Source organism: Marisediminitalea alba, assembly GCF_002993365.1.
Lineage (GTDB): Bacteria > Pseudomonadota > Gammaproteobacteria > Enterobacterales > Alteromonadaceae > Alteromonas > Alteromonas alba.
The window spans coordinates 19,502-43,806 of sequence record NZ_PVNP01000198.1; the positions used below are offsets into that span (position 1 = coordinate 19,502).

19 protein-coding genes are annotated in these 24,305 nt (G+C 51.5%); 8 read left to right on the forward strand and 11 right to left on the reverse strand.

The annotated features are described in order from the left end of the window. The first annotated feature begins 287 nt into the window (after positions 1-287). Positions 288-944, forward strand: coding sequence for a YitT family protein (locus C6Y40_RS19825; protein ID WP_105936134.1), 657 nt, complete (start codon positions 288-290; stop codon positions 942-944). Here C6Y40_RS19825 and C6Y40_RS19830 read toward each other — a convergent pair. Genes C6Y40_RS19830 through alr form a run of 3 tightly spaced genes read right to left on the reverse strand, consistent with a single transcriptional unit; the run spans position 941 to position 3,721 of the window. After that, positions 941-1,846, reverse strand: a complete 906-nt coding sequence (locus C6Y40_RS19830; protein ID WP_170308544.1) for a glucosamine kinase nucleotide-binding domain-containing protein — start codon at positions 1,844-1,846, stop codon at positions 941-943. The two genes, C6Y40_RS19825 and C6Y40_RS19830, sit on opposite strands and share 4 nt — an antisense overlap. Positions 1,847-1,851: 5 nt before the next feature. Further along, positions 1,852-2,634: a ZIP family metal transporter gene (locus C6Y40_RS19835; protein ID WP_105936136.1), complete on the reverse strand. Its 783-nt coding sequence runs from the start codon at positions 2,632-2,634 to the stop codon at positions 1,852-1,854. A 16-nt stretch (positions 2,635-2,650) separates the two neighbouring features. Beyond that, positions 2,651-3,721 carry an alanine racemase gene (gene alr / locus C6Y40_RS19840; RefSeq protein ID WP_105936137.1) on the reverse strand — a complete coding sequence of 357 codons (1,071 nt, stop codon included), beginning with the start codon at positions 3,719-3,721 and terminating at the stop codon, positions 2,651-2,653. Positions 3,722-3,928: 207 nt separating this feature from the next. Between alr and C6Y40_RS19845 the strand changes: the two genes are divergently transcribed. From C6Y40_RS19845 to C6Y40_RS19855, 3 genes are all read left to right on the forward strand, one after another. Next, positions 3,929-5,509 (forward strand): sodium:solute symporter, encoded by a 1,581-nt coding sequence (locus C6Y40_RS19845; protein ID WP_105936138.1) that lies wholly within the window; start codon positions 3,929-3,931, stop codon positions 5,507-5,509. A gap of 61 nt (positions 5,510-5,570) precedes the next feature. Continuing rightward, positions 5,571-6,500, forward strand: a complete 930-nt coding sequence (gene murQ / locus C6Y40_RS19850) for an N-acetylmuramic acid 6-phosphate etherase (RefSeq protein WP_105936242.1) — start codon at positions 5,571-5,573, stop codon at positions 6,498-6,500. A 2-nt stretch (positions 6,501-6,502) separates the two neighbouring features. Next, on the forward strand, positions 6,503-7,657 hold the full coding sequence (locus C6Y40_RS19855) for an exo-beta-N-acetylmuramidase NamZ family protein (RefSeq protein WP_105936139.1): 1,155 nt from the start codon (positions 6,503-6,505) through the stop codon (positions 7,655-7,657). A gap of 11 nt (positions 7,658-7,668) precedes the next feature. Here C6Y40_RS19855 and C6Y40_RS19860 read toward each other — a convergent pair whose 3' ends face one another. Next, positions 7,669-8,535, reverse strand: a complete 867-nt coding sequence (locus tag C6Y40_RS19860; RefSeq protein ID WP_105936140.1) for a MurR/RpiR family transcriptional regulator — start codon at positions 8,533-8,535, stop codon at positions 7,669-7,671. 170 nt (positions 8,536-8,705) lie between these two features. Here C6Y40_RS19860 and C6Y40_RS19865 point away from each other — a divergent pair, with 170 nt between their 5' ends. Then, positions 8,706-10,055 carry a M14 family zinc carboxypeptidase gene (locus tag C6Y40_RS19865; protein ID WP_105936141.1) on the forward strand — a complete coding sequence of 450 codons (1,350 nt, stop codon included), beginning with the start codon at positions 8,706-8,708 and terminating at the stop codon, positions 10,053-10,055. Here C6Y40_RS19865 and C6Y40_RS19870 read toward each other — a convergent pair. From C6Y40_RS19870 to C6Y40_RS19880, 3 genes are all read right to left on the reverse strand, one after another. Beyond that, positions 10,052-10,831: a substrate-binding periplasmic protein gene (locus tag C6Y40_RS19870; RefSeq protein WP_105936142.1), complete on the reverse strand. Its 780-nt coding sequence runs from the start codon at positions 10,829-10,831 to the stop codon at positions 10,052-10,054. The genes C6Y40_RS19865 and C6Y40_RS19870 overlap by 4 nt on opposite strands. 324 nt (positions 10,832-11,155) lie before the next feature. Next, positions 11,156-12,295, reverse strand: a complete 1,140-nt coding sequence (locus C6Y40_RS19875; RefSeq protein ID WP_105936143.1) for an acyltransferase family protein — start codon at positions 12,293-12,295, stop codon at positions 11,156-11,158. Between the two features lie 8 nt (positions 12,296-12,303). After that, positions 12,304-14,139 (reverse strand): glycoside hydrolase family 3 protein, encoded by a 1,836-nt coding sequence (locus C6Y40_RS19880; RefSeq protein WP_240622040.1) that lies wholly within the window; start codon positions 14,137-14,139, stop codon positions 12,304-12,306. Between the two features lie 345 nt (positions 14,140-14,484). Between C6Y40_RS19880 and pbp4b the strand changes: the two genes are divergently transcribed. The 3 genes from pbp4b to ggt are packed head-to-tail and all read left to right on the forward strand — an operon-like array spanning position 14,485 to position 20,057. Continuing rightward, complete coding sequence (gene pbp4b / locus C6Y40_RS19885; protein WP_240622033.1) at positions 14,485-16,956, forward strand: penicillin binding protein PBP4B; 2,472 nt, start codon at positions 14,485-14,487, stop codon at positions 16,954-16,956. A 34-nt stretch (positions 16,957-16,990) separates the two neighbouring features. Next, entirely contained in the window at positions 16,991-18,367 is a 1,377-nt protein-coding gene (locus tag C6Y40_RS19890) for a Na+/H+ antiporter NhaC family protein (protein WP_105936146.1), read from the forward strand. Positions 18,368-18,371: 4 nt separating this feature from the next. Continuing rightward, on the forward strand, positions 18,372-20,057 hold the full coding sequence (ggt, locus tag C6Y40_RS19895) for a gamma-glutamyltransferase (protein WP_105936147.1): 1,686 nt from the start codon (positions 18,372-18,374) through the stop codon (positions 20,055-20,057). 429 nt (positions 20,058-20,486) lie between these two features. On the opposite strand, the gene C6Y40_RS19900 is transcribed toward ggt, so the two are convergent. The 4 genes from C6Y40_RS19900 to C6Y40_RS19915 form a co-directional block, all read right to left on the reverse strand. After that, positions 20,487-20,780 carry a hypothetical protein gene (locus C6Y40_RS19900; RefSeq protein ID WP_105936148.1) on the reverse strand — a complete coding sequence of 98 codons (294 nt, stop codon included), beginning with the start codon at positions 20,778-20,780 and terminating at the stop codon, positions 20,487-20,489. A gap of 215 nt (positions 20,781-20,995) precedes the next feature. Next, on the reverse strand, positions 20,996-21,415 hold the full coding sequence (locus tag C6Y40_RS19905; RefSeq protein ID WP_105936149.1) for a VOC family protein: 420 nt from the start codon (positions 21,413-21,415) through the stop codon (positions 20,996-20,998). Between the two features lie 36 nt (positions 21,416-21,451). After that, positions 21,452-22,834 carry an aldehyde dehydrogenase family protein gene (locus C6Y40_RS19910; protein ID WP_105936150.1) on the reverse strand — a complete coding sequence of 461 codons (1,383 nt, stop codon included), beginning with the start codon at positions 22,832-22,834 and terminating at the stop codon, positions 21,452-21,454. Positions 22,835-22,930: 96 nt separating this feature from the next. After that, positions 22,931-24,229 (reverse strand): adenylosuccinate synthase, encoded by a 1,299-nt coding sequence (locus C6Y40_RS19915; RefSeq protein WP_105936151.1) that lies wholly within the window; start codon positions 24,227-24,229, stop codon positions 22,931-22,933. Between the last annotated feature and the right edge of the window lie 76 nt (positions 24,230-24,305).

A 24,305-nucleotide genomic window follows, 5' to 3' on the forward strand; every position in this document is an offset into this window, starting at 1 on the left:
ATCAGTTAGTCAACTTACCCCGCCAGCACAGTCATAGTAGGATTCAGGCCACGAAGCACCGGCCACACAAGCCGTTAATTTTACAAAAAAAACACATATTAAAAATAAATAAGCAACACCACGTAAAGCTTCCATACCAGAAGAGTCTCTATTCTGGTCCCGGGTAGAAGGCGCAGGCTACTCTGAAGCAGTAATGCACGTATAATAGGCGCTTAATTTTTCGTCAACCTATAAAACTAACAGACGAATTAACTTCATTCAGAACGACAGAAATCCAGTTTATTATTATGAAAAATGCATCACACAGTGTTTTTGAAGATGTTTTTGCTCTGCTATGCGCCGGTTTGTTTGTGGCGTTTGGTATTTTCCTGTTTCAGTCTCAGGAGCTCATGGTGGGTGGCGCCGCGGGTCTTGCCCTGCTGGCGACTTATGCAACACCGCTTGAGTTTGGCTTGTTATTCTTCCTGATCAACTTACCGTTTTATTATCTGGCGTGGCGACATATCAGCAAACGCTTTATGATCAATACGTTTATTTCCGTTACTACCGTGTCGCTGTTTTCGGAGTGGGTCCCCCATTTTGTTGATATTTCACGGGTTGATCCCTTTTTCGCGGCAGTATTCGGCGGCATATTAATTGGCGTGGGCATGCTCATCATGTTTCGTCACAGCTCTAGCCTTGGTGGACTTGGGATCCTGGCTTATTACCTGCAAAGCCAGTTTGATATTCGCGCCGGTTCATTCCAGTTGGTGGCCGATACCTGCATTCTGAGTTTGTCGTTTGTGTTTATCGACGCGCATCTGGTGCTAATCTCTATTCTGGCGGCGTTTTGTCTGAACATGGTGATTTCACTGAATCACCGACCGGAGCGTTATACCCTGCCCGCCGTAAAAAAGTCTCAGGCAGATGATGAAGTGGAGCATCTGCACCCGCAAAACGGCTAAACGCTGGTATCCACTGAAGTAAGCTGCTGCTGAGCCAGGTAGACTGCGCCCCATTCCGGTCCGTGCAGGGCGGGTTTGATGCGCGCAGCAACAGACTTTGCCAGATAAGGCCGCCATGCGGTGGCCAGGCCACCGCTGAACACCAGATTCATATTGCTGTTTATAAGCGCCCGGTTAGCCAGCTCATTTAAATAACCCGCGCCTTCTTTAACAATCGCCGCTGCCGCCGCATCGTCTTTGGCCAGTTCAAACAACCGGGGCGCAAAGCGGGCAAATTCACCAGGTAAGGCGTTGTTCAGCCGCTCAACCAATCCGGACGGGGTTGAACAATTATAGAACTGACTCACTTCCTGCCATAACAGACTGTCATGGCCAAGTTCATCGGCCACCAGCAACGCTTGTCTGGCTGCCATCTGGCCGAGCCAGGCACCGCTGGCCTGATCACCAAGCTGAAAACCATAGCCGCCATACTGCGTTACTTTGCTATTTTGCAGCACCGCAGCACAGGAGCCGGTACCGGTAATCATCACAACACCATCCTCGCCACCATGAGCACCAAGTAAAGCAGTATGCAGATCGGAAGAGAAAACCAGTTCAGCAAAGGGATGTTGCCATTGTTCCAGCAGCGCTGTGGAGGATTCCAGGTAAGCACCGGCAAGGCCTGCACTGACTACCAGCTCACTGCTGATGTCACTAAACTTCAGCCCGGCATCAGTCACGGCATCCTTTACCGCAGTCAGTATCGACGACAACGCCAGCTGCCCATGCCTGGCAATATTGGCAGGCCCGCCAACTCCCTGTCCTAACGACTCACCGAATTCGTTAAACAGCTCAGCCCGGCACTTGGTGCCGCCGCCGTCTACGCCTACCCAGTATTCGCCGTATTTCAGGTTTTGTGTCATTTCCATTACCCCAGTAAAACATCCAACAACATCATTACCACAAAGCCAATAAGCAGGCTGAACGTGGCTATGTTCTGATTACCATTCTGGTGGGTCTCCGGAATGATTTCATCAGAAATGATAAACAACATGGCGCCAGCAGCAAATGCCAGCGCCCATGGCATAAACGCTTCAGCGCCGGATACAGCAACAGCGCCTACAAGCCCCCCGAGAGGCTCAACCACGCCACTGCCAATACCTATCAGTGACGCTCTGGCCGGAGTAAATCCCACCGATAATAATGCTACTGATACCGCCAGGCCCTCGGGGATATTTTGCAAGCCGATGCCCAGTGCCAGCGACAGGCCATTTGCCATTTCACCACCGCCAAAGCCAACGCCAACGGCAAGCCCCTCCGGAAAGTTGTGCAGGGTGATGGCCAGCACAAACAGCCAAATCCTGGCTAATTTGGTTTTCGACGCCCCTTCACGCCCGGTAACAAAATGCTCATGGGGCACTGTCTGGTGGATAAAAAACAGTAAAAACGCGCCAGTCAGCAGGCCCGTTGCGGCCACCATACCGCCTGCCATCTCGCCACCGTACAAGGTACTGCTATATTCCAACGACGGCAGTAACAACGAAAAGAAAGTGGCGGCCAGCATAATGCCCGCTGCCAGGCTGAGCAGGGCATCTTCCAGCCGGCGTGACAGCTGCCTGATTAGAAAGACCCCGAGGCTACCAGCCGCGGTGCCCAGACTGGCACAGCCACTGGCTATCACACCTGCCCAAACTATTTGTGAACTATCCAATTATCCATTTCCCATGTTAACCAGTTACTCTTGGTACTCTGGCCGAGACACGGGTGATCAATTCATAACTAATGGTACCGGCCCAGTCGGCCACCTCATCCACGGGTAATTGCGCTCCCCACAGTTCCACATCGTCACCCAGAGCTACCGCTTCGATGTGGGTAACATCAATGGTAATCATATCCATGGAAACCCGGCCCACCAACTGTCCTCGCTGCCCCCTCACAACTACTGGTGTACCATTCGGGCAGTGGCGGGGGTAACCGTCGGCATAACCAATTCCGACTGTGGCGATGACGCTGTCCCGCGGCGCTGTCCAGGTCTGGCTGTAGCCCACAGTTTCACCTTGTTTTACATTATGCAATGCAATGATTTGCGCGATCAGCGTCATCGCCGGTGTGAGGCCGTATTCAGCGGCAGGGTGACCTGTCACCGGACTGGCACCATACAGGCCAATTCCCAACCGACACCAATCGGCCTGACTCGGCGGATTACATAAAGTCGCCGCAGAGTTAGCCATACAGCCAGGTAGAGCCAGTGACCCTGTTAGTGCTAAAAATTGTTGCAGCTGGGCGGCATTATTCGGGTTGTCCGGATCATCTGCACAGGCAAAATGAGAAACCAGCACCGGCTGCTGTTGTTGCAGCCAGTCGTAGCTGCTCAGTACCTTTGCAATATCGTCGGCGTTAAAGCCTAACCGGTGCATGCCGGTATCAACCTTGAGCCAGACTTCGGGCCGTTGTGACTGTTCAAGTTCGTCCAGCCAGGCTAACTGTTGCTGGTTATGTACCAACAAGATGAGATTACCGGCTTTGGCGGCACGGCAATCATCAGCATCATGAGGCCCTTCAAGTACCAATAACGGCTGGTTAATTCCCGCCTCTCTGAGTGCTGCCGCTTCATCGCAAATAGCAATGGCAAAACAATCACACTGCTCAGCCAGCGCTTTAGCTACCGTTACCGCGCCGTGCCCATACGCGTCGGCTTTAATCACCGCAATAGCCACACAATCCCGGCCAGGACTCAGCCGGCGGAAGTTATTGCGAATAGCATCCGGGTTAATGATGGCGCGGGTTGCTCTGCTCAAACGACTGACTCTCAGGTTGCGGATTTCATTGGGTATATCCTGTACGATACACCTTGCTCATAAATTAATAAATTCTTAATTTGAAAATGGCGCAGAATAATATATTCTAAATTCACACCAACTCTGACAAACTGGTGTCGATATCGATGGTTATTGGTTACACAGCTCCATGATAACCCAGCTTTCAAACGGTGAGAACGAGAATAAATGCTAGCCAATTACACCCTGCCAGACTTATTGCTGTTTGCCTTTTACGGGCTGCTGTTGTTGGTATCTGGCTGGTACTTTAATCGCCGTGCGCAAAACACCAGTGACTACTTTTTAGGTGGTCAGGCAATGCCGGTGTGGATGGTTGCCATGTCGGTACTGGCAACATCTCAGTCTGCCGCCACGTTTTTAGGCGGCCCGGATCAGGGGTATCGCGGTAACCTGACCTATCTGGCAACCAACCTCGGCGCCTTTATTGCCGCTTTCTTTGTAGCCAGAGTGCTCATTCCACGCTTTTACCAGCTAAAAGTGTTTACCGTTTACGAATTACTGGAAACCCGCTTTGGTGCCGGCGCCAAACAACAGGCCGGACTGATGTATCTGTTTGGTCGCATCTTTGCCAGTGGGGCAAGACTCTACATGGCCGCACTCGCTGTCGCAATGATCCTGTATGGCAACATTGCTGCCAGTAGTGTAATCACCGCCACACTGCTAATCAGTGTAATCGGGCTGATATACAGTATTTACGGGGGTATCCGTACAGTTATCTACAGTGATGTCATGCAGGCGTTTACCTACATCGGCGCCGCCGTTGCGGTAATAATAGCACTGCTGATTGCTATCCCTGCGGATGTACCGGCAATCCTCGACGTGTTACAAAACCCCGGTGCCGGTGAGCCCTCCAAACTCACCCTGTTCGACAGCCGCATCGATTTTTCGCCTTCCGGCGTGTTTACCCTGACTTCGGTATTTACCGGCTTTGTATTACTGAATATCGCCGCCTTTGGTCTGGATCAGGATATGACCCAGCGAGTGCTGACCTGCCGCAATGCGCAAGAAGGGGCCAAAGCGATGCTGTGGTCGGTAGTTATGGTAATCCCGGTAATGTTACTGTTTATCGTGATAGGCCTACTACTGTATATCTATTATCAGCAACCAGATTTAATGGCCAGCAACGCCGGTGCGCCGGTACCACAGTTTGCCGGCGAACCGGTAACAATATTTATGTATTATGTACTCACCGACTTACCCGCTGGTTTAAAAGGGCTGGTAACCATAGGTATCCTCGCTGCCGCGCTATCCACACTGAACTCCGGGTTAAATTCCATGTCGAGTGTACTCATTCAGGACTTATACCGCCCCTGGCAACGCAAACGGGGGCAGCAGCGCAGTGAACATCATTTTGTCAACGCCGGCCGGGTTGCCATGGCGTTAGTAGCATTGGCGTTAGCGTCCATGGCGTGTTTATGCTATTACTGGCAACAGTATTCAGATACGCCATTATTACAGTTTGCACTGGGCGTGATGGTTTTTTCCTACAGTGGCTTACTTGGCGTATACTTTATTACACTATTTACTCAGCGAGGCAGCCCTGCCTCTGTCACAGCAGCATTATTGTGTGGTTTTATTATCCCCTTGCTGCTACAACCTTATGTGATGAGCTGGTATTTACCTGAAGCCTGGCAACTGAGTCTGGGTTTCACCTGGCAACTGGTGATTGGAACACTGGTGGCCACGCTGGTATGTGCTGCAGGCCACCAGCCTGAATACATGCCCGAGAAGAAGGCGGAAGCAAAATGAATGGAATAACACGTTTAACCGGGACGATGGCTAACCTTAAGGCCGGCAGTTAACTATGCACATGACAAATAAACAGTCAGCAACATTGCTTGAACAACTGAACAGAATTATTTCTGAGGGCCGTAACCCTCACACGATGGATATTGATGTGCTGCCGACCATCGAGATTCTGGAAAAAATCAATCAGGAAGATGCCGGGGTGGCCGATGCTGTACGTAAAACTATCCCTCACATCGCCAAAGCCGTGGACGCCATAGTGCCAAGCTTACAGGCTGGCGGCAGACTGATTTACATGGGCGCCGGAACCAGCGGCCGTCTGGGTATTCTGGATGCAGTAGAATGCCGGCCCACCTTCAGCGTACCGGAATCCATGGTCATCGGAATCATCGCCGGCGGCGATCAGGCCATTAAGAACGCCGTGGAAGGCGCCGAAGACGACACCGTTATGGGTGTGGAAGATTTAAAAGCCATTAACTTTTGTGCCAATGACGTACTGGTTGGTTTATCGGCCAGCGGCCGCACGCCTTACGTGATTGAAGCAATGAAGTATGCAAACTCGCTCAACGCTGCCACCATTTCTGTTACCTGTAACCCGGAGTCACCCATGATGCATGTAGCCGCCATTGGCATTTGTGCCGTGGTAGGTGCTGAGTGCATTACCGGCTCAACCCGCATGAAATCAGGCACGGCACAAAAGCTTATTCTTAATATGCTCAGTACGGCCAGCATGATCCGGTTAGGTAAGACCTACGAAAACCTGATGGTAGACGTAAACGCCACCAACCAGAAGTTAAAAGCCCGCGCCACGCGCATTGTTATGCAGGCTACCGACTGTAGCGAAGAACAAGCCGATACAGCATTACAGGCCGCCAATAACCGAGCAAAACTGGCTATTCTGATGATCCTCACGGGCCAGAGCGCCACCGAAGCAGAAGCACAACTGGCCGACAACGGTGGCTTTTTACGCCGTGCCGTGCAATCTCACTCCTAGTCATGACGCGATTTCTGGCCATTATTCTGCTGTTGCTGATCTCGGCAACAACACAAAGTGCAACATTACAGGTTGGCGCTAAGCAGCCAGAGCGTTACTTACCGCTGCTGGCAGGCAAAAAGGTAGGACTGGTAGTTAACCAGACCAGCCGGGTAGAACAAACCCATCTGGTGGATTTCTTGGTGAGCCGCAATGTGGCAGTGCAGGCGGTATTCGCGCCCGAACATGGTTTTCGAGGCAAATTAGGCGCTGGCGAGAAAGTCACCGATGGCATAGATCCGAAAACGGGCCTGCCGATCCGTTCGCTGTATGGTAAATATAAAAAGCCAGACCAGGCAATGCTCAACGACATCGACCTGCTGGTGTTTGATATTCAGGATGTCGGCGCGCGCTTTTACACCTACATCAGTACCCTGCACTATGTTCTTGAAGCTGCAGCCGAACAAGGCATTGAGGTTATTGTGCTGGACCGCCCCAATCCCAACGGGCGCTATGTAGACGGGCCCCTGCGCGAAGCCGAATTTACCTCCTTTGTCAGCCTGGATCCGCTGCCGCTGCTACATGGGCTGACTGTGGGCGAGCTGGCAACAATGATAAAAGGCGAAGCCTGGATAAATCAGGCAGAAGAGCTGAGCCTCACGGTTATCCCGGTTGCCGGGTATAGCAAAACGGTTGACTATGAATTACCGGTAGCCCCCAGCCCGAATTTGCCCAACAGCACGGCCATCCGCCTCTATCCGTCGCTTTGCTTATTCGAAGCCACCGTTGTTAGCGTTGGCAGAGGCACCGCCTGGCCGTTTCAGGTTATTGGTCATAACGAAGTAACTCTTGGCGACTTTACTTTTACTCCGCAATCCATGCCGGAAAGTGCGCCGAACCCGAAGCTTAAAGGCGAATTATTATTTGGCCGTGATTTACGCGACAGCGTCATTGAGGGCTTTAACATTGAATTGCTTTACGCGGTGTATCAGCAGTTTGAGGAACGTGAGCAGACCTTCATCGACCGTCCTGACTTTTTCGACCTGTTAAGTGGTACAGACAAGCTGCGCAAACAGCTGAGCGAAGGGCTCGACCCTACCGCCATTCGTGCAACCTGGCAACCAGGATTGAATGCCTTTAAAGCGCAGCGCCAGCCGTACTTACTTTACCCGCAATAATTAGCCGGGCGTCAGCTACCCTGAGTCCCCGAACCACCACGTCGGAACTGGGAAACAATCTCGTTGGTTTTCTCCAGCAATTTGCGGCCAGGCCGTGATGCCTGGGTCAGTGCAATAAACAGCATGTCGATAATCAGTTCCTGAGCGGTTCTGGCCAAGATTGAGGACAGCCGTGCCGACGCTTCCTCGGCCACTGAGTAAAGCTGCACATCAGCCGGCTCAGATACCGGCGTAGTGCCATATTTGGTAATGGAGATGACCTTAGCGTGATTGTCCTTAGCCTGATTGACCACATTTACAATCTCCCGGGTAGCGCCGGATTCAGAAATCGCCACCACCACATCACTTTCGTTAAACGTAGCAGCCAGCGCTAATTGAACGTGTCCGTCGGCTTCGGCAATTGCCATCATGCCCAGCTTTTGCAATTTGAATGAAAAGTCTTTGCTCACCAGCGCTGAGCCGCCTACCCCGCAAATCAGAATGCGTTTGGCGTTTTTAATGATCTCTACCGCCTTTTCAAACTCAACCAGTTCGTTGAGGTTACGGGTTTCATTAAGCACACTAATCTTACTGCTTAGCAGCTTGTCAGCCATTTGCTCAAAACCGTCATTGAGGGTGATTTTGCCATGTAGCTGTGTGTTGGGGGTTTCCCGGTTAAGCGCATCAATCACTGCCAGTTTAAACGCCGGGTACCCCTTGTAACCCAGCTTTTGCGCGAACTTCACCACACTGGACTGACTCACGCCCACCACATTGGCCAGTTCCTGAGAAGACAGGTCCCGCACCGCGTTGGGTGAATCCAGCGTAAAGGTCGCCAATTTTGATTCACTGCTCGACAATGAATGCTTTATTGCTTTGATTTTAACAAAAGCTGACATGCGCGTGTTCCTGGTTGTCGGCGTCGGTTACTAAGCAAAGAAACCAACAACAAAAATAACGAAAGAATTTTTTATTCAAATATAAACCAGTTGATAAGAATATCAAAATCTCTTTAAATAGAGTTTTCGGCGCGCTACGCGTTTAACTGTTTGTAAGGTTACCGTAATTTATGAAAGCTGCCCATCCCCACGCGCCTGCACAGGCTATTGCCAGCCTCTGGGATTCTCATCATTTTAGCGCACTGGATAAATCTCATCTGCGCCACGCGGATATTCAACCGGTGCTCGATGAGATTGCGGACTATCCGTCGATCACCCGGGAGACTATTGGCTACAGCTGCACCGGCAAATCCATTGAGCGACTAAGTATGGGCAGTGGTCCGCTAATTATCCTGGCCTGGACCCAAATGCACGGCGACGAGCCGACGGCTACTGCTGCGGTGCTCGACTGGCTGAAACTGCTACATCTTAATTCCACCAGCAACTCACTGGCATTGGGCAGTGACTGGACGTCGCTGGTCACTCTGCACATCATCCCGATGCTGAATCCGGATGGCGCAGAGCGTGATACGCGGGTCAATGAGCAAGGCATAGACATCAATCGTGATGCCAAGCAGCTGCAAACCCCGGAAGGCAGATTGTTGTGGCAACAAGTGCAAACGCTTAAACCGGATGTGGCCTTTAACCTGCACGACCAAAACCCATATTACTCGGCGGGCCCGACGGGTTACCCGGCAACCATTGCTTTTCTTGCGCCGGCTTTTCACCCGGATAAACATGTTGATGCGCCGCGTCTGCGGGCTAAACAACTGATTGCCTGTATGGCAGATACCCTTAGCCACTGGCTGCCCTGCCATATCGGTCGCTATGACGATACCTATTCGCTACGCTCGTTTGGTGACAACATCGCCGGTACCGGGGCCAGCACGATTCTGATTGAATCCGGAGCACACCCTAACGACCCCCACCGTCAGGTGGCCAGAAAGATGAATGTCATTGGCTTGCACAGTGCGTTGGAGGCTTTATTAGGTAATTTGTATCAGCAAAAATCCCTGGCCGACTATTACCGCATTCCCGATAATGTTGAAGATGGCCTGGTCGATATTAAATTTTCCCGTGTTGCGCAGCGCTGCGCCAGCCATGATTACGTGGCGGATATCAGTGTGAATAGAGATAAGCAGGGCCGCGCTACGGTAAAACATATCGGCGACCTGTCGGGTCAGGCCGGCTTTACCAATATCAGCGCCTACCAGACCACCATACTGCCGGTAAAAGCCTATCAACTCGACGGCCCTATGGTGCTAACAGAGACTGATTACCTGGCGCTACTTAAACAGGGCTTCAGTGTTTTTACCGGTGATAGTTCGCTGCTTGATAATCTCAGCGGCTTGCCGGTGTTATGTTTGCCTGAGCCGCCCGCCTATTCCACCTTATATCCCGGTGCAGACGCTTTCTGGATAATGCAGGATAGCGAGGGCAAACAACGGGCCGTGTTAAACGGCAAAATGATTAATCTCTAAAAGGTCTGCCGGGTCAGCTCGGCAACCAGCGCCTGATTAAAGCGCTGCATAAACGCCTTATCTACCCGGTTGCGGCTAAATAGAAAGTGCACCCGGGTTTCATGTATCACCTGTTTGGACACCTTGAAGTCGTCAATACCCAGCTGCTGTGCAGCAGCTTCAAGTACTTTCTGATCGCCAACCACCGCATCCACGCGCCCCATTTTCAACAGCTGCATGCGCCGCATCGTCCCTTCCGCGTGGATCAGGTAGCGATCGTGAGCATCGAGCGCCTTACGCTGGAAGTCTTCGCCAAACCAGCCACTTTTATTGACTGCGACCAGATAATTTTGTTGCAGCAAAGAGCTGACATTGACGTCACTGAAATAGGGATTACGGGAAAACCTGAAGCCAAATACGATGGTTTCCTTACGATAGGGCATTGAGTAGAAGTTATGGGCTTCGCGGGCCTTCGTATAGGCAGCGCCAAGGATCACGTCAACTTCGCCCTGTTTAAGCTCCAGCGCCAGACGCTTTTCCGGTAGCCGCTGCGCATTCAGCTCATAGCCGAGCCGCTTCAGCGTGCGGCGCAGTAAACGTAAATCTTCGCCATCGGGCTCGCCCTGTTGATTGATATACAAGTAAGGCTTCCAGTCAACCGTAACGGCCAGATCGAAAGGCTCTTCACTGCGGGCCATAAAGCCCACCGCATACAGACAAACCGCCAATATAAAGATTAACAAGTCGCGCAACGTCTTTCCCTGTGTTTGCGTTAACGGTGTAATACCAATCCACATAGAAGTTTGCCCACTCAGCAAGACTGTCAGGCTTTCTGGCTAGGCTTGGTTGCACAGGTTTGGTGGTTCCAAATCAAGCAAGCGTAACAACGCCAGAAAGCCTGCCAGCTCGCCCTCAGGGAATTGCCCAAAGGGAGTGGCCAAAACGACTTACATCTGTGTTGCGCCCTCTGGACATAGAATAACTATGCCGCAGAGAACGCGTCGTGATCTAAGTCGTTTTCGTCTAGCCCTCAGGGATCACTCTGAGAGGGTAAACTTCTATGCGGATTGGTATAAGATGATTATTGCACCGGATCTACCCGGATGTGGACTTACCAGCGTTTAAATCCGCCAGAAAAAACCATTATTATACATAAGCTTAATTGGGTAATAGCAGATTATCAGAAAAACTGATGCTAACAATAGCGAAGCCATTTCTGCAGGCAGAGGGAGCGCTTGCATAAATCGCCAGGCATGACCTTTCAGAGAAACACCGTCAACTTTAATAATAAGCAGTACCCGGGCGAGAATACCAGATAACATGAAAAAGGCGATGCTATTGGTGCCGGCAACTAATAGCGGATGCCCTTTGGGCAAAGGGCCAGCCTTACGTTCGTACAGGATACTTAGCCAAAAAAGGATGGTTAGTATACCGCTGGTTACCAGCACAAAAGTGGGCGACCAGAGCGCTTTATTTATAGGGTTGATGACTGCCATGCCATAGCCGGCACAAATGCCCGCCAGAGCCAGCATCATCAGTTTATTCGGGCAGCCGTGTTGTACCAGAACGTAACGCCCGACCCAGACACCGGTCAGGCAAGTCACTACCGCAGGCAGGGTTGACAGGATCCCCTCTGGGTCAAAAGCAAATGGGGTCGCAGCGGAATAATAGACATGATTGGCCCCGAGCAGATGATGATCAAGATAAGCGGCAAGGCTGTTACCAAATTCCCAGCGGCCCTGATAAATCCCGCCGCCGACGTCAGCATAGGGGATCCACTCCATGGCGCCCCAGTATCCCGCCAGCAATACGGCAGCCAGCAAGCCAACCCAGCGCCAGGATACGGCGAGGATGAGCATCACGGTGAGCCAGTATACGACGCCGAGCCGGGGTAATACGCCGGCAAAACGCAGCGACAGCAGGCGCTCTTCAACCCAGTTATAGCCGGGGCTACCGGTGTTGTACCAACACAGATACAACCCCCAGCCCAGTAGAATTAGAGTGATTGCACGGCGGGTAGTGTTTCTGACTACAGCCATCGTACTGTTCAGGCGGGTTAGCTCCCGCGGTAAGTGGATTGCAATAGTAACGCCCATCACAAAGATGAAGCCCGGGAAGATAACATCGGTTGGGGTCAGACCATGCCAGTCAGCATGTTTTAGCGGCGCGTAAATAGCCTGCCATGAGCCCGGATTATTAACCAGCACCATGGCGATGATGGCCAGCCCCCGCAAGGCATCCAGAGCACTAATGCGCTGCATAATTGGTCTTACTCGTCGATGGTGACAGGCGACTTACCCGGCATCGGCGACCGCCCGAGTAAGCCTTCTGCCAGCGCGGTAAAGACCGCACCATGAGCCCGAACTGTACCTTCCTCTTCTGCACCGGTTACGGTGACGTTATAACCGAAGGTAGCCACGGCGGCGCCGGCAAGGTGACGATAATCCGAAATAATATAGGGCGCTCTCAGCGCAATGAATACCGCATTAACCGATTGTTCACCGGCGCTGACTAACAGCCGTCTTACCCACGCTTCCTGAGTGTTTTTATCCGGTCGGTTACGCCAGACGCTCAGGTCTGCCATGCCGCCCATTTCAGCAAGGCTGTGTTGGGGCGTAATATCGCCCACAATCACAGCATCGGAATCAGTCAGGTCGGGCAAGGCTTTATCAGGATCAATGGCGGTTAACGCATCGCAGGTGAGTTGCAAACCTGGCTGAAGCTTTAATAAAGCTGTTGTCATCGCCATGCAACGTGCCTCGTCGGGCATTACCACGTAAAAGCGACTCCCTCTGAGTGGCAACACACCACGATTATAAACCTGGGTTAAGGCGGCGCTGGCCAGCGCCATCTCGGTGCGCTGGTTGTCTTCACCGGGCAGCGTGTCGACAGCGCTTTGGATCCGCTGGGCCAGCGGCTTGCGGGTAAACTCATCAAGCTCAAATTGCTGTTTGGCCTGCAAAATACGCTTAACCGACAACTGGGTTTGCTGGCGGTCAATTTCGCCGCTACTCATGGCCTGTACCCACTGCTTATAGAGCTCCCAAAAACGACTGATACTTTGTGGATTACGCACCGCATAAGGCATCAATGCGATATCCGCCCCGGCATTAAAGGGTTTTATTACAGCGTTCTTATGGTCCACATAGTGTGCAATACCAGCCATATCCAGCGCATCGGTCACAATAATGCCTTGGTAGCCCATTTTATTGCGCAGTATACCGGTGAGAATCTTGTGCGAGAGGGTGGCTGGTACCAGGGTTTCCTCACCGTCGAGTGCCTTAAAACGGGTGTCATCAAGCAATGGGTACTGAATGTGCGCAGTCATTATCATTGCCGGAGCCTGCCCCTGCTCAATGGCATAGCGAAACGGCAGTAAATCAACCGCTTCTACGGTGGCCAGATCGTGATCAACCCGAGGCAGACCGGTATGACTGTCGGTATGAGTATCGCCATGACCGGGGAAATGCTTCAGGGCGCTGAGAATATTTTCGCTCTGTAGCGCGGCCACGGCCGCAGCGCCAAGCTCTGCCACCATTTGTGGGTCTTCACCGTAGGACCTGACGTTAATAACCGGATTATCAGCATTGACATTAACATCCACAGTCGGCGCGAAATTTACGTTAAACCCAAGCTGACCAATGCTTTTAGCAATGCCTTTATTTACCCGTTCTGCGAAGGTGGTGTTATACAGCGGGTAGGTTGCACCAATTGCCATATTGCCAACATAACGGGTTGCCACTTCATCCGGCAACCGCGCAACCCGGCCCCCTTCCTGATCGATGGCAATAAACAGAGGCGGTAAACCTTCCTCTTTGGCAAGTTGCTGAATGGCATAGTTGAGCTCGATAATCTGCTGGCTGTTGTCGAGGTTTTCAGCGAACAGGATCACCCCGCCAATCCGGCCCTGACGAATAATTTCGGCAAACTCAGGAAGCAAGGTGGTAACCGGTGTTTTGCAACTTTCGGCTGGTGTACCATCGGCGCAGTAATAGCGCATGTCCAGCATCAGCTTCTGGCCCAGCATAAACTCGGTGTCCTGCCCGCCGGAGCAGCCTACGGTTAACATTACAAGCAAACTCACCAGTACGGCTTTAGTACGCATCACTATCAGGGCCCTTTCCAAATGCATCAACGTCGATAACCAAGCTTACCCCAGCGACCACAAAAAATAAATTATTCCACCCTGACATTTTGAATCTTTGTTTATCAAAGCCATTAAGGCTTACCACTATCAACCAGAGTCGCAAACAAAAACACACGAAGATGCCTGTATAAAAGCGCTTAACCAACAATTAACAGTTGCCAAAAAGCGCTCAATTCCACACCACACAATAGGAATATTTTATTATGCACAAGCCTTTCGAGTATGGTAGTTTGAGTAATGTAAGCGTCTGTGCCTCAGGCAAACGCCCGGCCAACAAATGAACCAAAGAGTAGAGGAATTGCTGTGACCAGCCGAAGTTTTCGCGGTGTTTTGTTATGGACACTATGTGCACTGCTTTTAATTAGCTGTAGCAGTCGACGGGTAATTGAAATGCCGTCGGCCAATTATGGCGAGCGGGTCAAATCACTGGTGTTGCACTTCACGGCAATTGACTATGCCCGCTCAGTCACGGCGCTGGTTGATGAAGGCGGTTTAAGCTCCCACTACCTTATACCTGAATCCAATGATCCGAGCGATCCCGGCGGCAAGCCCAGAATAATCCGGTTAGTGGACGAAAATATGCGTGCCTGGCATGCCGGCAGAAGTTACTGGCAGGGGCGTACCGGCTTAAATGACCACTCCATTGGGATCGAGATAGTTAATGTGCCGGAATGTGAGCGCGACGGCGATATGGCTCCCTCACTGGCCGAACATGGCTCAAACCGCTTATGTTTTTTCCCGGATTACGACCCGGCCCAAATCGAAGTCGTTATTGAGCTGGTAAAAGACATCATTGCCAGACACCCGGATATCGAGCCCACTGCGGTAGTCGGTCATTCGGATATCGCTTTCGACCGCAAGAACGATCCCGGCCCGCGCTTTCCATGGTTTGAGTTATATCAGGCTGGCGTTGGCGCCTGGTACGACAATGAAACACTGGCCGACTACTGGAAAACCTTTAACGAACAGCCAGCCAGTATTGGTTTGCTGCAAAGTGCACTGCGCGCCTATGGTTATGGTGTAATCGAAACCGGTATCGCCGATACCAGTACTCTTAATGCTATTTCTGCGTTTCAGATGCATTTTCTGCCCTGGCATGTCAGTGGCGAGCCTGACAGCCGTACCACGGCCGCCGTGTTTGCCTTACTCGATAAGTATTTTCCCGAGCAAAAAGACGCGCTGCTGAGCCGTTATGAAAAAGAGCGTGAGCTGGCTATTGCCACCGCAGAAAGTGAGTTACCAGGCGTTCGGCGCGGTCAGGTAGACGCGGTGTTGCCAGACCTCAGGCCATCCAAGCGCGCCTTTGTTAAAGACCGCTTCGCGTTTAAGAGCTATGCCGGTCGCGGCGAGCTGATTATTGAGAGCAACCTGCCAGCTTCGGCGACGGTGTCGGTTAACGGCGAAGTATTATCGCTGGATGACGAGTTTGCCGCCGACAATACCTATCGTTATTCTCTGGCCCGCCGCACCCGAACCGGCATCAATACCCTGGCTGTGAGCAATATAGAACCCGCCGAAGCGCAGTTGCATATACAGGTGCCCTACCCTGAATTAAAAGACAACACTCAGGCCTACCAGAACCGCTTTACCGCAGTAGACGAGCTGATCCATCAGGAAGTAGCTGAAGGCTTTCCGGGGGCGGTGTTACTGATAGTCAAAGACGGCGAAATTATTAAACGTACTGCCTATGGTTACCAGAAGCGCTACGACGAAAACGGGCTACCGCTGGCCAGCCCGCAGCCAATGCGTACCGACACCATTTTTGACCTGGCCTCTAACACCAAGATGTTTGCCACCACGCTGGCACTGATGCATCTGGTGGAGACCGGTCAGCTCGATGTAACGCAGCCCATTAAACATTACCTGCCGGAATATCAGGGCGCAGGTCGTGAGGCAAGACGGGTCAGCGATCTGCTGTCACATCAGTCCGGCTACTCGCCAAGCATTGCTTTTTACGACCCGGAAAACCCGCTGGGCAAACGCTTTTATTCCCAGTCCCGCCAGCGCACCAGCGAGCTGCTGATCACCCAGGCGCCCTTTGAAGTCAGTAACGGGCTTAACGCCTCTTACAGTGATATTAATTTTATGCTGCTTGGTCTGATTGTGGAGCGTATTACTGGCATGCCCCTGGACCGGTATTGCGAAGAGTGGCTGTATCAGCCGCTGGGGCTCAAAAACACGTTGTTCAACCCGCTGCAGAAAGGTCACCACAAGGGCGAATTTGCCGCCACGGAGCTACGCGGGAATACCCGCGATGGCCGGATAACGTTCCCGAATATCCGTGAATATACCCTGCAGGGAGAAGTTCACGACGAAAAAGCCTTTTATGCCATGCAGGGTGTGTCTGGTCATGCCGGGCTGTTCTCCACCGCCGATGAACTGGCCGTAATGGCACAAATGCTGTTAAACGGCGGTGGCTACGGCGAAACACATGTGTTCGACAGCAATATAATCAATGCCTTCACCAAACCGGATAATCGCTTCTGGCACTATGGGCTCGGCTGGCGCCGGGCGGCTAATGGTACCAACCGCTGGCACTTCGGCCCTTATGCCAGCGATCTGGCATTTGGCCATACCGGTTGGACAGGCACGGCTACAGTTATCGACCCAGCCCTTGATTTGGCCGTCATCCTCTTGACCAACGCGCGCCATTCGCCCATTGTGGAAGAAGACGAAGAAAAGCTGCAATTTACCGGTAAGCAATTTGAAACCGGCCGCTACGGCAGCATCGTTTCACTGGTCTACGAAGCAATTCTGAACAAACAGGCCAATTAAAATAACGACATAAAAACAACAAGGGTTCATTCGTATGGATTGGGTTTCCATCATTCCACCTGTCATCGCCATTGTGATCGTTTTCTGGAAGAAAGAGGTCATTATGGCATTGCTGATGGCGGTTCTCAGTGCTGAGGCACTGATCCTCCTCACCGCTGGTACAGACAGCCTGTTGCTGGCACCGATAACTTCCGTCGAACGGGTGGTAGACGTAGCCACCAGCGCCGGTAATACCCGCATTTTATTATTCAGCGTTTTGGTAGGCGCACTGCTGGCGTATATTCGTGACTCAGGCGGCGTTACCGCAACGGTAGACTGGCTGACTAAACGCGGGGTCGCTAAGAGTCGTCGCCAGGTAGGCGGGCTCACCATGCTCACCGGTATCGTTGTTTTCATTGAATCTAACCTCAGTGTGCTCACCGCCGGTATTTTTGCCCGCGGCTTATTTGATAAGTTTGGTATGAGCCGCGCGCGCCTTGCGTATCTTATCGACAGCACCAGTGCACCAATTTGTATTCTTATTTTGCTCAATGGCTGGGGCGCGTTTGTCCTTGGCATGCTCGATACTTATGAACTGCCCGCCTCATCGGCCAGTATCTTGTGGGGCTCGGTATTCTTTAACTTCTACGCCATCATCGCTCTGCTCATCGCCGCCTACACCGTGTTTGCCGACAAAGTACACGGCCCCATGGCCAAAGCGGAACAACAGTTACAGAGCAATCAACCGCAGCTTTCTGCCGCAGCCGCCACCAAACCCGGCTATATGGTTATCCCTATTTTAACCATGGTAGTGAGCATGGTTGGCTTTATGCTGTGGACCGGCAATGGCGTACTCTCTCAGGGCAGCGGTAGTAAGTCAGTACTGTATGCCACCATTCTGGCCACTGCTGTGGCTTACCTTATGCTGGTATTTTCCAAACGCTTTAGCCATCACGAAGCGGTAGATGTCGGCTTTAAAGGCATGGGCGAATTGTTGCCTTTAGTTACCATCGTATTACTATCGTTAACTCTTGGTAGCAGTTTAAAGGTGCTGGGTACCGGTCTGTTTGTTGCGGGTATAGTTGGTGAGTACTTACCATTATTTCTGATTGTTCCCATGCTGTTCTTAGCTGGCGGCATTATGTCGTTTACCACTGGTACTTCCTGGGGCACTTTTGCCATTCTTATCCCCATTGGCGTGCCGCTCATCCAGCAGCTTGGCCTGCCTCCGTCGCTGGTTATTGGGGCCATTCTGGGCGGCGGCGTATTTGGCGATCACTGCTCACCTATCTCCGATACCACCGCGGTTTCGTCGATTGCCTCAGGATGCGACCTGCTTGAGCACGTGCGCACACAAATGCCCTATGCCTTAACCGGCGGTGCATTAACCTTAATCCTTTATGTCATAACCAGTTTAATCATGGTGGGTTAGTTTCATGCGATATCTGTTAATAAGTGCCTTAATCATTTCTCTCACCGCTTGTTCGTCCTCCGAACAGGTCACCACTACACCGGCCAGCACAGCCGAGTATGCGGTGGCCATGCCCGATAAATTCGCGGCCCGGGTTGCACTCGATGTCATGCAGGACGGCGGAAATGCGGTAGACGCAGCCATCGCGGCGCAATTTGTTCTGGCGGTAACTTACCCCGAAGCTGGCAATATTGGCGGCGGCGGGTTTATGACCATTTACATGGATAGCAGTGCCGATTTCCTTGATTACCGGGAAATGGCACCTGCTGACGCTTCCCGTGACATGTATCTCGATGACAACGGCGATGTACACCCTACCGACTCATTGTTTGGGGCTAAGGCCTCAGGTATACCCGGCACCGTTGCCGGTATGTGGGCTGCTCATCAAAAATACGGTAAGTTACCCTGGCAACGCCTGGTTCAGCCAGCCATAACCTATGCCAGTGAGGGCTTTGAAGTCCCGGAGAAACTGGCAGGCCGGGTGAGTCGCTACATTAAGCGTATTGAAAAACGCGGCCTTAAAACCAACTTTGCCAACTACTTTGGCGAAGCCGCCACAGCAGGCGTGTTATTTAAACAACCTGAGCTGGCGGCCACCTTAAGCCGCATCCGGGATAACGGGCCGGCCGGTTTTTATGAAGGCGAAACAGCCGATCATATTGTTAGCTACATGCAGGCCAATGGTGGTTTAATCAGCCATGAAGACTTAACCCGTTATCATGCTCAGTGGCGCACACCGATTAATTTTGACTGGCGCGGCTATCAGGTTGTCACTGCCCCGCCGCCAAGTTCTGGCGGTATCGCGGTGGCCCAATGGCTCGGCATGGTCGACAACGTGACCAGAACAAATATATTACCTGCGCATAACTCAGCGCCTTATCTGCATCTGGTGAGTGAAGCCGGAAAACGAGTATTTGCCGACCGCGCAGAATACCTTGGCGACCCGGACTTTTTTGCCGTGCCTCAACCGCAGTTAATCGCGCCGGACTATATCGCCAAGCGAGCGCGGGAAATTAACCTGACCGCCATTTCAGCTACCCCACAAATCAAACCCGGACTCCACGAAAGTGAGGATACCACCCATTTCTCTATTGTTGATCAATGGGGCAATGCGGTAGCCAATACCACAACCATAAACCTGAGCTTTGGTGCTGGGGTGGTGGCTGCAGGCGCGGGCTTTTTGTTAAATGACGAAATGGATGACTTCAGCGCCAAACCCGGTGTGCCAAATTTTTTCGGCGCAATTGGCGGAGAAGCTAACGCTATTGAGCCATATAAGCGGATGCTTTCATCCATGACCCCCACTATTGTGCTCGAGGACGGACAGGTTAAGCTGGTGACCGGCTCACCCGGTGGCACCACGATTATTTCCTCAGTGACGCTGTCGATTCTCAACACCCTGCTATACGATTTAAGTGCAGAAGAAGCAGTAAACCTGCCTCGTTTCCATCACCAGTTATGGCCAGAGGATCAAATCCGCGTACATGAAGGGTTTGACCCGGCTACACTGAATACGCTGCAAGACATGGGCTACAACATAAAAGAAAGTAACTTTGGGGATCTGCACCTGATCATGCAACAAAACGGCAAACTATCAGCCGCTTCCGAAGCTCGCGGACGGGGTAAAGCGGTAGTGCAGTCAGTAAAATAAATAATCCACCTTCTAAAGAAGGTGGCTTTGCGTTAATCCCCTAAAACGGGGCTCAAATCGAAGAAAGAACAACAATTGTGCCCTTCTTCAGTGTTGTCATTGTCACTGGCAGACATAACAAACTGGAAGAATCATCATGGATGAGGATTCAGTCAATGCGGCACAGGGATGTGCCGTCATTGACGGTCTAGTTTGTTCTGCCAGGGACGATGACGCTTTTCACTGATAAGGGCTGCGGGGAGTCCAGAGGGTGTCGCACAACACCCTCTGGTCGCTGTCGGCGACTCCGACAACAATCTATATACAACTTTCTTTTCTGACTTTTATATATGGGCCAAGCCCTACCTAGAATGATAACCACCTACTGAAGTAGGTGGTTTAGGACTGGAAATAAAAAATCGAAAATAGCCTGGGGCCAGCGGCTTCAGGCTATTCAGAAGTAAAGCCCGGGAAGCTGGAGGGCCAGTATCCTGAGTAAATAACCGCTAAAACAAGCAGGACGATTAAGCCGCTAGCCGCGCAGGTAAAACCGGTATGCGCTTTTTCCTGACGAAAAATGGCTCGCTCGCGTTCAACTCTTCTGGGGTACTGACCAAGGGTGAGGATTTTACAAGCCGGCCAGCCAACGATGTAGCACAACCGCCAGAACAGCAGCTCCGCAATAAGAAAACCAATTCCCCTGAAAAACCCTTTGCCAGCCTGGGCAACTACATCTTCAATCACGATAAATCCTGTCGGTTTTTATTGTTGTTATAGGTTCAGCACAACGCTTGTTGCGTTGACTACTGCAGAGTTAATTTATCTGTCTTTACCTGAGGAGCTAAGCAACTCAATGACGTAGCATCTCTATTTGTGCCACGGTTACATTATTAAATTATTACAAATCGCCATAATAAACAATCAGTTCGCATTATAGGGCAAGCTCCGACCAACTAAGTTTAATCTGTCGCAAACAATTGGTTAATATCGGCAAATGCCTTGAACTCCAAGGCGTTGCCCGCCGGATCCATAAAGAACATGGTGGCCTGTTCACCGGCCAGGCCCTTAAAACGTACGTAGGGCTTAATGACAAATTCCATACTAGCGGCAGTGAGCTTATCGGCCAGGGCCTGCCACTCCTCCATGGTTAGTACCACACCAAAATGCGGGACCGGCACACTGTGACCATCCACGGCATTATATTCAGGCGCGGAGGGCATGGCCTTCACCAGATGCGTTACTAACTGATGGCCGGCTAAATCCCAGTCTATCCACTGCGTATCGCTGCGCCCCTGTTTGCAGCCAAGTAACTCGCCATAAAATTCGCGGGCTTTCTCCAGGTTGTCTACCGGAATGGCTAAATGAAAAGGTTGAGGCATGGCGATACGGCTCCTTCGTCGTTAATGAACGTTAAACTACAGTAATTTTTTAAGTAAAAAGCGCTTACGGGCACTTGAGGGCGCATAACGAATAGCGACATCAAACCAGAAACTGCGTTTCATTACGCTTTTGAGATGACTGAAAGTATCAAAGCCAAATTTGCCATGGTAGCGGCCCATGCCGCTATTGCCTACTCCGCCAAAGGGCAGTTGCGGGTTTGCCATAAACATCATGGTGTCATTGATACACACACTACCGGCACTGACCTCATCTGCAAATTGCTGCTGAATACTCTGTGACTCGCTGAATAAATACGCCGCCAGCGGCTTGTGGCGACGCTTAATAAAATCGATAGCTTCGCTGACGCTGCTGACTTCAATAACCGGCAAAACCGGCCCGAAAATTTCTTCCTGCATAACCGGTGTGTCGATATCCGGATTTAAAATCACCGTGGGTGCCAGTTTCATTTGTGCTTCATCGAGCTGGCCACCGATTACTATCTCATGCCCTTCGATGTATTGCTTTAAACGCGTTAGATGACGCTCATTAACAATGCGCCCATAATCCTTGCTTTGCAATGGTTGATTGCTAAACTGACGGGTGATTTCCTTACCAAGTTTGTCGATAAGCGCGTCGGCACAGCTGCGCTCAACCAATACATAATCAGGCGCAATACAAGTTTGGCCGGCGTTGGTCCACTTTCCCCATACGATTCGGCGCGCGGTGGTGGCGATATCAGTATTGGCGTCTACCACACACGGGCTTTTGCCTCCCAGCTCAAGAGTAACAGGCGTTAGGTTTTGAGCCGCTGCAGTCATAACAATTTTACCCACAGCTTCACCGCCAGTATAAAAGATATGGTCAAAGGGCAACGAGAGTAATTCACTGGCCACGTCCTTATCGCCCTCGACCACCGCCACGGCGTCGCTATCCAGATACTTAGGGATAAGGCTGGCCATCAGAGCAGAACTGGCCGGTGCCAGTTCAGAGGGTTTGAGAAGCGCACAGTTGCCTGCGGCCAGTGCTGCAACATAGGGGGCGAGCGTGAGCTGTACCGGGTAATTCCACGCACCGATGATCAACACAGTACCAAGTGGCTCCGGTTGCAGAGAGCTGCGGGCCGGTTGTGCCACCAACGGTGTGCCGACCTTACGAGCTTTCATCCATTGACGCAGGTGTTTTTTAGTGTGCTGTATATCACTCAGCAGAAAACCAATTTCGGTAGTAAAGGCTTCTGCCTCACTTTTACCCAGATCCGCATTGAGGGCCTCAACAAACGCCGCTTCGTTTTCGCTGAGCATGCGCTGCAAGGCTTCCAGTTGCGCTTTTCGCCAGGCATAGGTTTTGGTTTTGCCCAGCACATAGGACTGCTGTAAACGCTCAAAAACTGACACGATGGCGCCCGGTGCTCTACTCACGAAACAACTCCTGCAGGTACGATGTGTTCATACTAGCACTATTTCACAGCAATAAAAAAACCCCGCGAAGGCGGGGTTTTTAATCTTTAACCATTTTTATGCGTCGTAAGGATGGCGCATCACAATGGTTTCATTACGGTCCGGACCGGTAGAGATAATGTCCACCGGTACACCGGTAATCACTTCCAGACGAGCGATGTAGTCTTTAGCAGCCTGAGGCAGCGAATCATAATCGGTAACACCAAAAGTGTTATCGCTCCAGCCAGGCATTTCTTCATAAACCGGCGTCACCAGATCATAGCCATCAGCCGCCATGGGCGGAACATCTTTTACGTTACCGTCTTTATCTTTATAACCCACGCAGATTTGCAGGGTTTCCAAACCATCCAGTACGTCCAGCTTGGTGAGACAGAAACCGGTGATAGAGTTTATTTGTACCGCGCGCTTCATGGCTACCGCGTCAAACCAACCAGTGCGTCGCTTACGACCGGTCGTTGCACCAAACTCGTGACCTTTAACACCTAAGTGTTGACCGACATCATCTTCCAGCTCGGTAGGGAAAGGACCAGAACCAACACGGGTGGTATAAGCCTTAACAATACCCAGCACATAATCCAGGTTCAGCGGGCCAAAACCAGCACCGGTTGCTACGCCACCAACAGTGGTGTTCGAAGAGGTAACGTACGGGTAAGTACCGTGGTCGATATCCAGCAGTGTGCCCTGCGCGCCTTCAAACATGATAGGCAGGCCGGCTTTCTGGGCTTTATCCAGTTCGTCGGTAACATCAACTACCATCGCACGCAGGATATCGGCAACAGCCATGGCATCAGCCAGGGTCTTATCGAAGTCAACCGGCTCTTCGCCGTAATATTGCGTTAAGGTAAAGTTATGGATATCCAGCACTTCTTTTAACTTGGCAGCGAAATCTTCGGCATTGAACAAATCGCCAACCCGTAAACCACGGCGGGATACTTTATCTTCATAAGCCGGACCAATGCCGCGACCGGTAGTGCCGATAGCCTTGGCACCGCGGGCTTTTTCACGCGCCACATCAAGGGCTACATGGTAAGGCAGAATAAGCGGACAAGCTTCACTGATTTTCAGGCGTTCACGCACTGGGACACCGCGCTCTTCCAGCATGGAGACTTCAGTCATTAATGCTTCCGGGCTCAGTACCACGCCGTTACCAATAATACAGGTAACGTTTTCGCGCAGAATGCCGGATGGGATTAGATGCAGAACGGTTTTTTCACCGTCGATTACCAGTGTGTGACCTGCATTGTGTCCGCCCTGATAGCGAACAACATACTTTGCACGGTCAGTAAGCAGATCTACTACTTTACCTTTTCCCTCGTCACCCCACTGGGTGCCAAGGACCACAATATTTTTAGCCATGAGTCGAGTATGTTAAAAAATTAGGCGTGGATTCTATCAAAATTAAGGCCACTGGATCATCTGTTTTATGCACAAA

What these genes read in the sequence shown, in the direction of transcription:
- C6Y40_RS19905 (WP_105936149.1), bottom strand. Translation starts at nt 21,415, where the DNA reads ATGCCTCAACCTTTTCATTTAGCCATTCCGGTAGACAACCTGGAGAAA.
- C6Y40_RS19865 (WP_105936141.1), top strand. Translation starts at nt 8,706, where the DNA reads ATGAAAGCTGCCCATCCCCACGCGCCTGCACAGGCTATTGCCAGCCTC.
- C6Y40_RS19915 (WP_105936151.1), bottom strand. Translation starts at nt 24,229, where the DNA reads ATGGCTAAAAATATTGTGGTCCTTGGCACCCAGTGGGGTGACGAGGGA.
- C6Y40_RS19845 (WP_105936138.1), top strand. Translation starts at nt 3,929, where the DNA reads ATGCTAGCCAATTACACCCTGCCAGACTTATTGCTGTTTGCCTTTTAC.
- C6Y40_RS19890 (WP_105936146.1), top strand. Translation starts at nt 16,991, where the DNA reads ATGGATTGGGTTTCCATCATTCCACCTGTCATCGCCATTGTGATCGTT.
- ggt (WP_105936147.1), top strand. Translation starts at nt 18,372, where the DNA reads ATGCGATATCTGTTAATAAGTGCCTTAATCATTTCTCTCACCGCTTGT.
- C6Y40_RS19880 (WP_240622040.1), bottom strand. Translation starts at nt 14,139, where the DNA reads ATGCGTACTAAAGCCGTACTGGTGAGTTTGCTTGTAATGTTAACCGTA.
- C6Y40_RS19860 (WP_105936140.1), bottom strand. Translation starts at nt 8,535, where the DNA reads ATGTCAGCTTTTGTTAAAATCAAAGCAATAAAGCATTCATTGTCGAGC.
- C6Y40_RS19855 (WP_105936139.1), top strand. Translation starts at nt 6,503, where the DNA reads ATGACGCGATTTCTGGCCATTATTCTGCTGTTGCTGATCTCGGCAACA.
- C6Y40_RS19825 (WP_105936134.1), top strand. Translation starts at nt 288, where the DNA reads ATGAAAAATGCATCACACAGTGTTTTTGAAGATGTTTTTGCTCTGCTA.
- C6Y40_RS19870 (WP_105936142.1), bottom strand. Translation starts at nt 10,831, where the DNA reads ATGTGGATTGGTATTACACCGTTAACGCAAACACAGGGAAAGACGTTG.
- C6Y40_RS19830 (WP_170308544.1), bottom strand. Translation starts at nt 1,846, where the DNA reads ATGACACAAAACCTGAAATACGGCGAATACTGGGTAGGCGTAGACGGC.
- murQ (WP_105936242.1), top strand. Translation starts at nt 5,571, where the DNA reads ATGACAAATAAACAGTCAGCAACATTGCTTGAACAACTGAACAGAATT.
- C6Y40_RS19875 (WP_105936143.1), bottom strand. Translation starts at nt 12,295, where the DNA reads ATGCAGCGCATTAGTGCTCTGGATGCCTTGCGGGGGCTGGCCATCATC.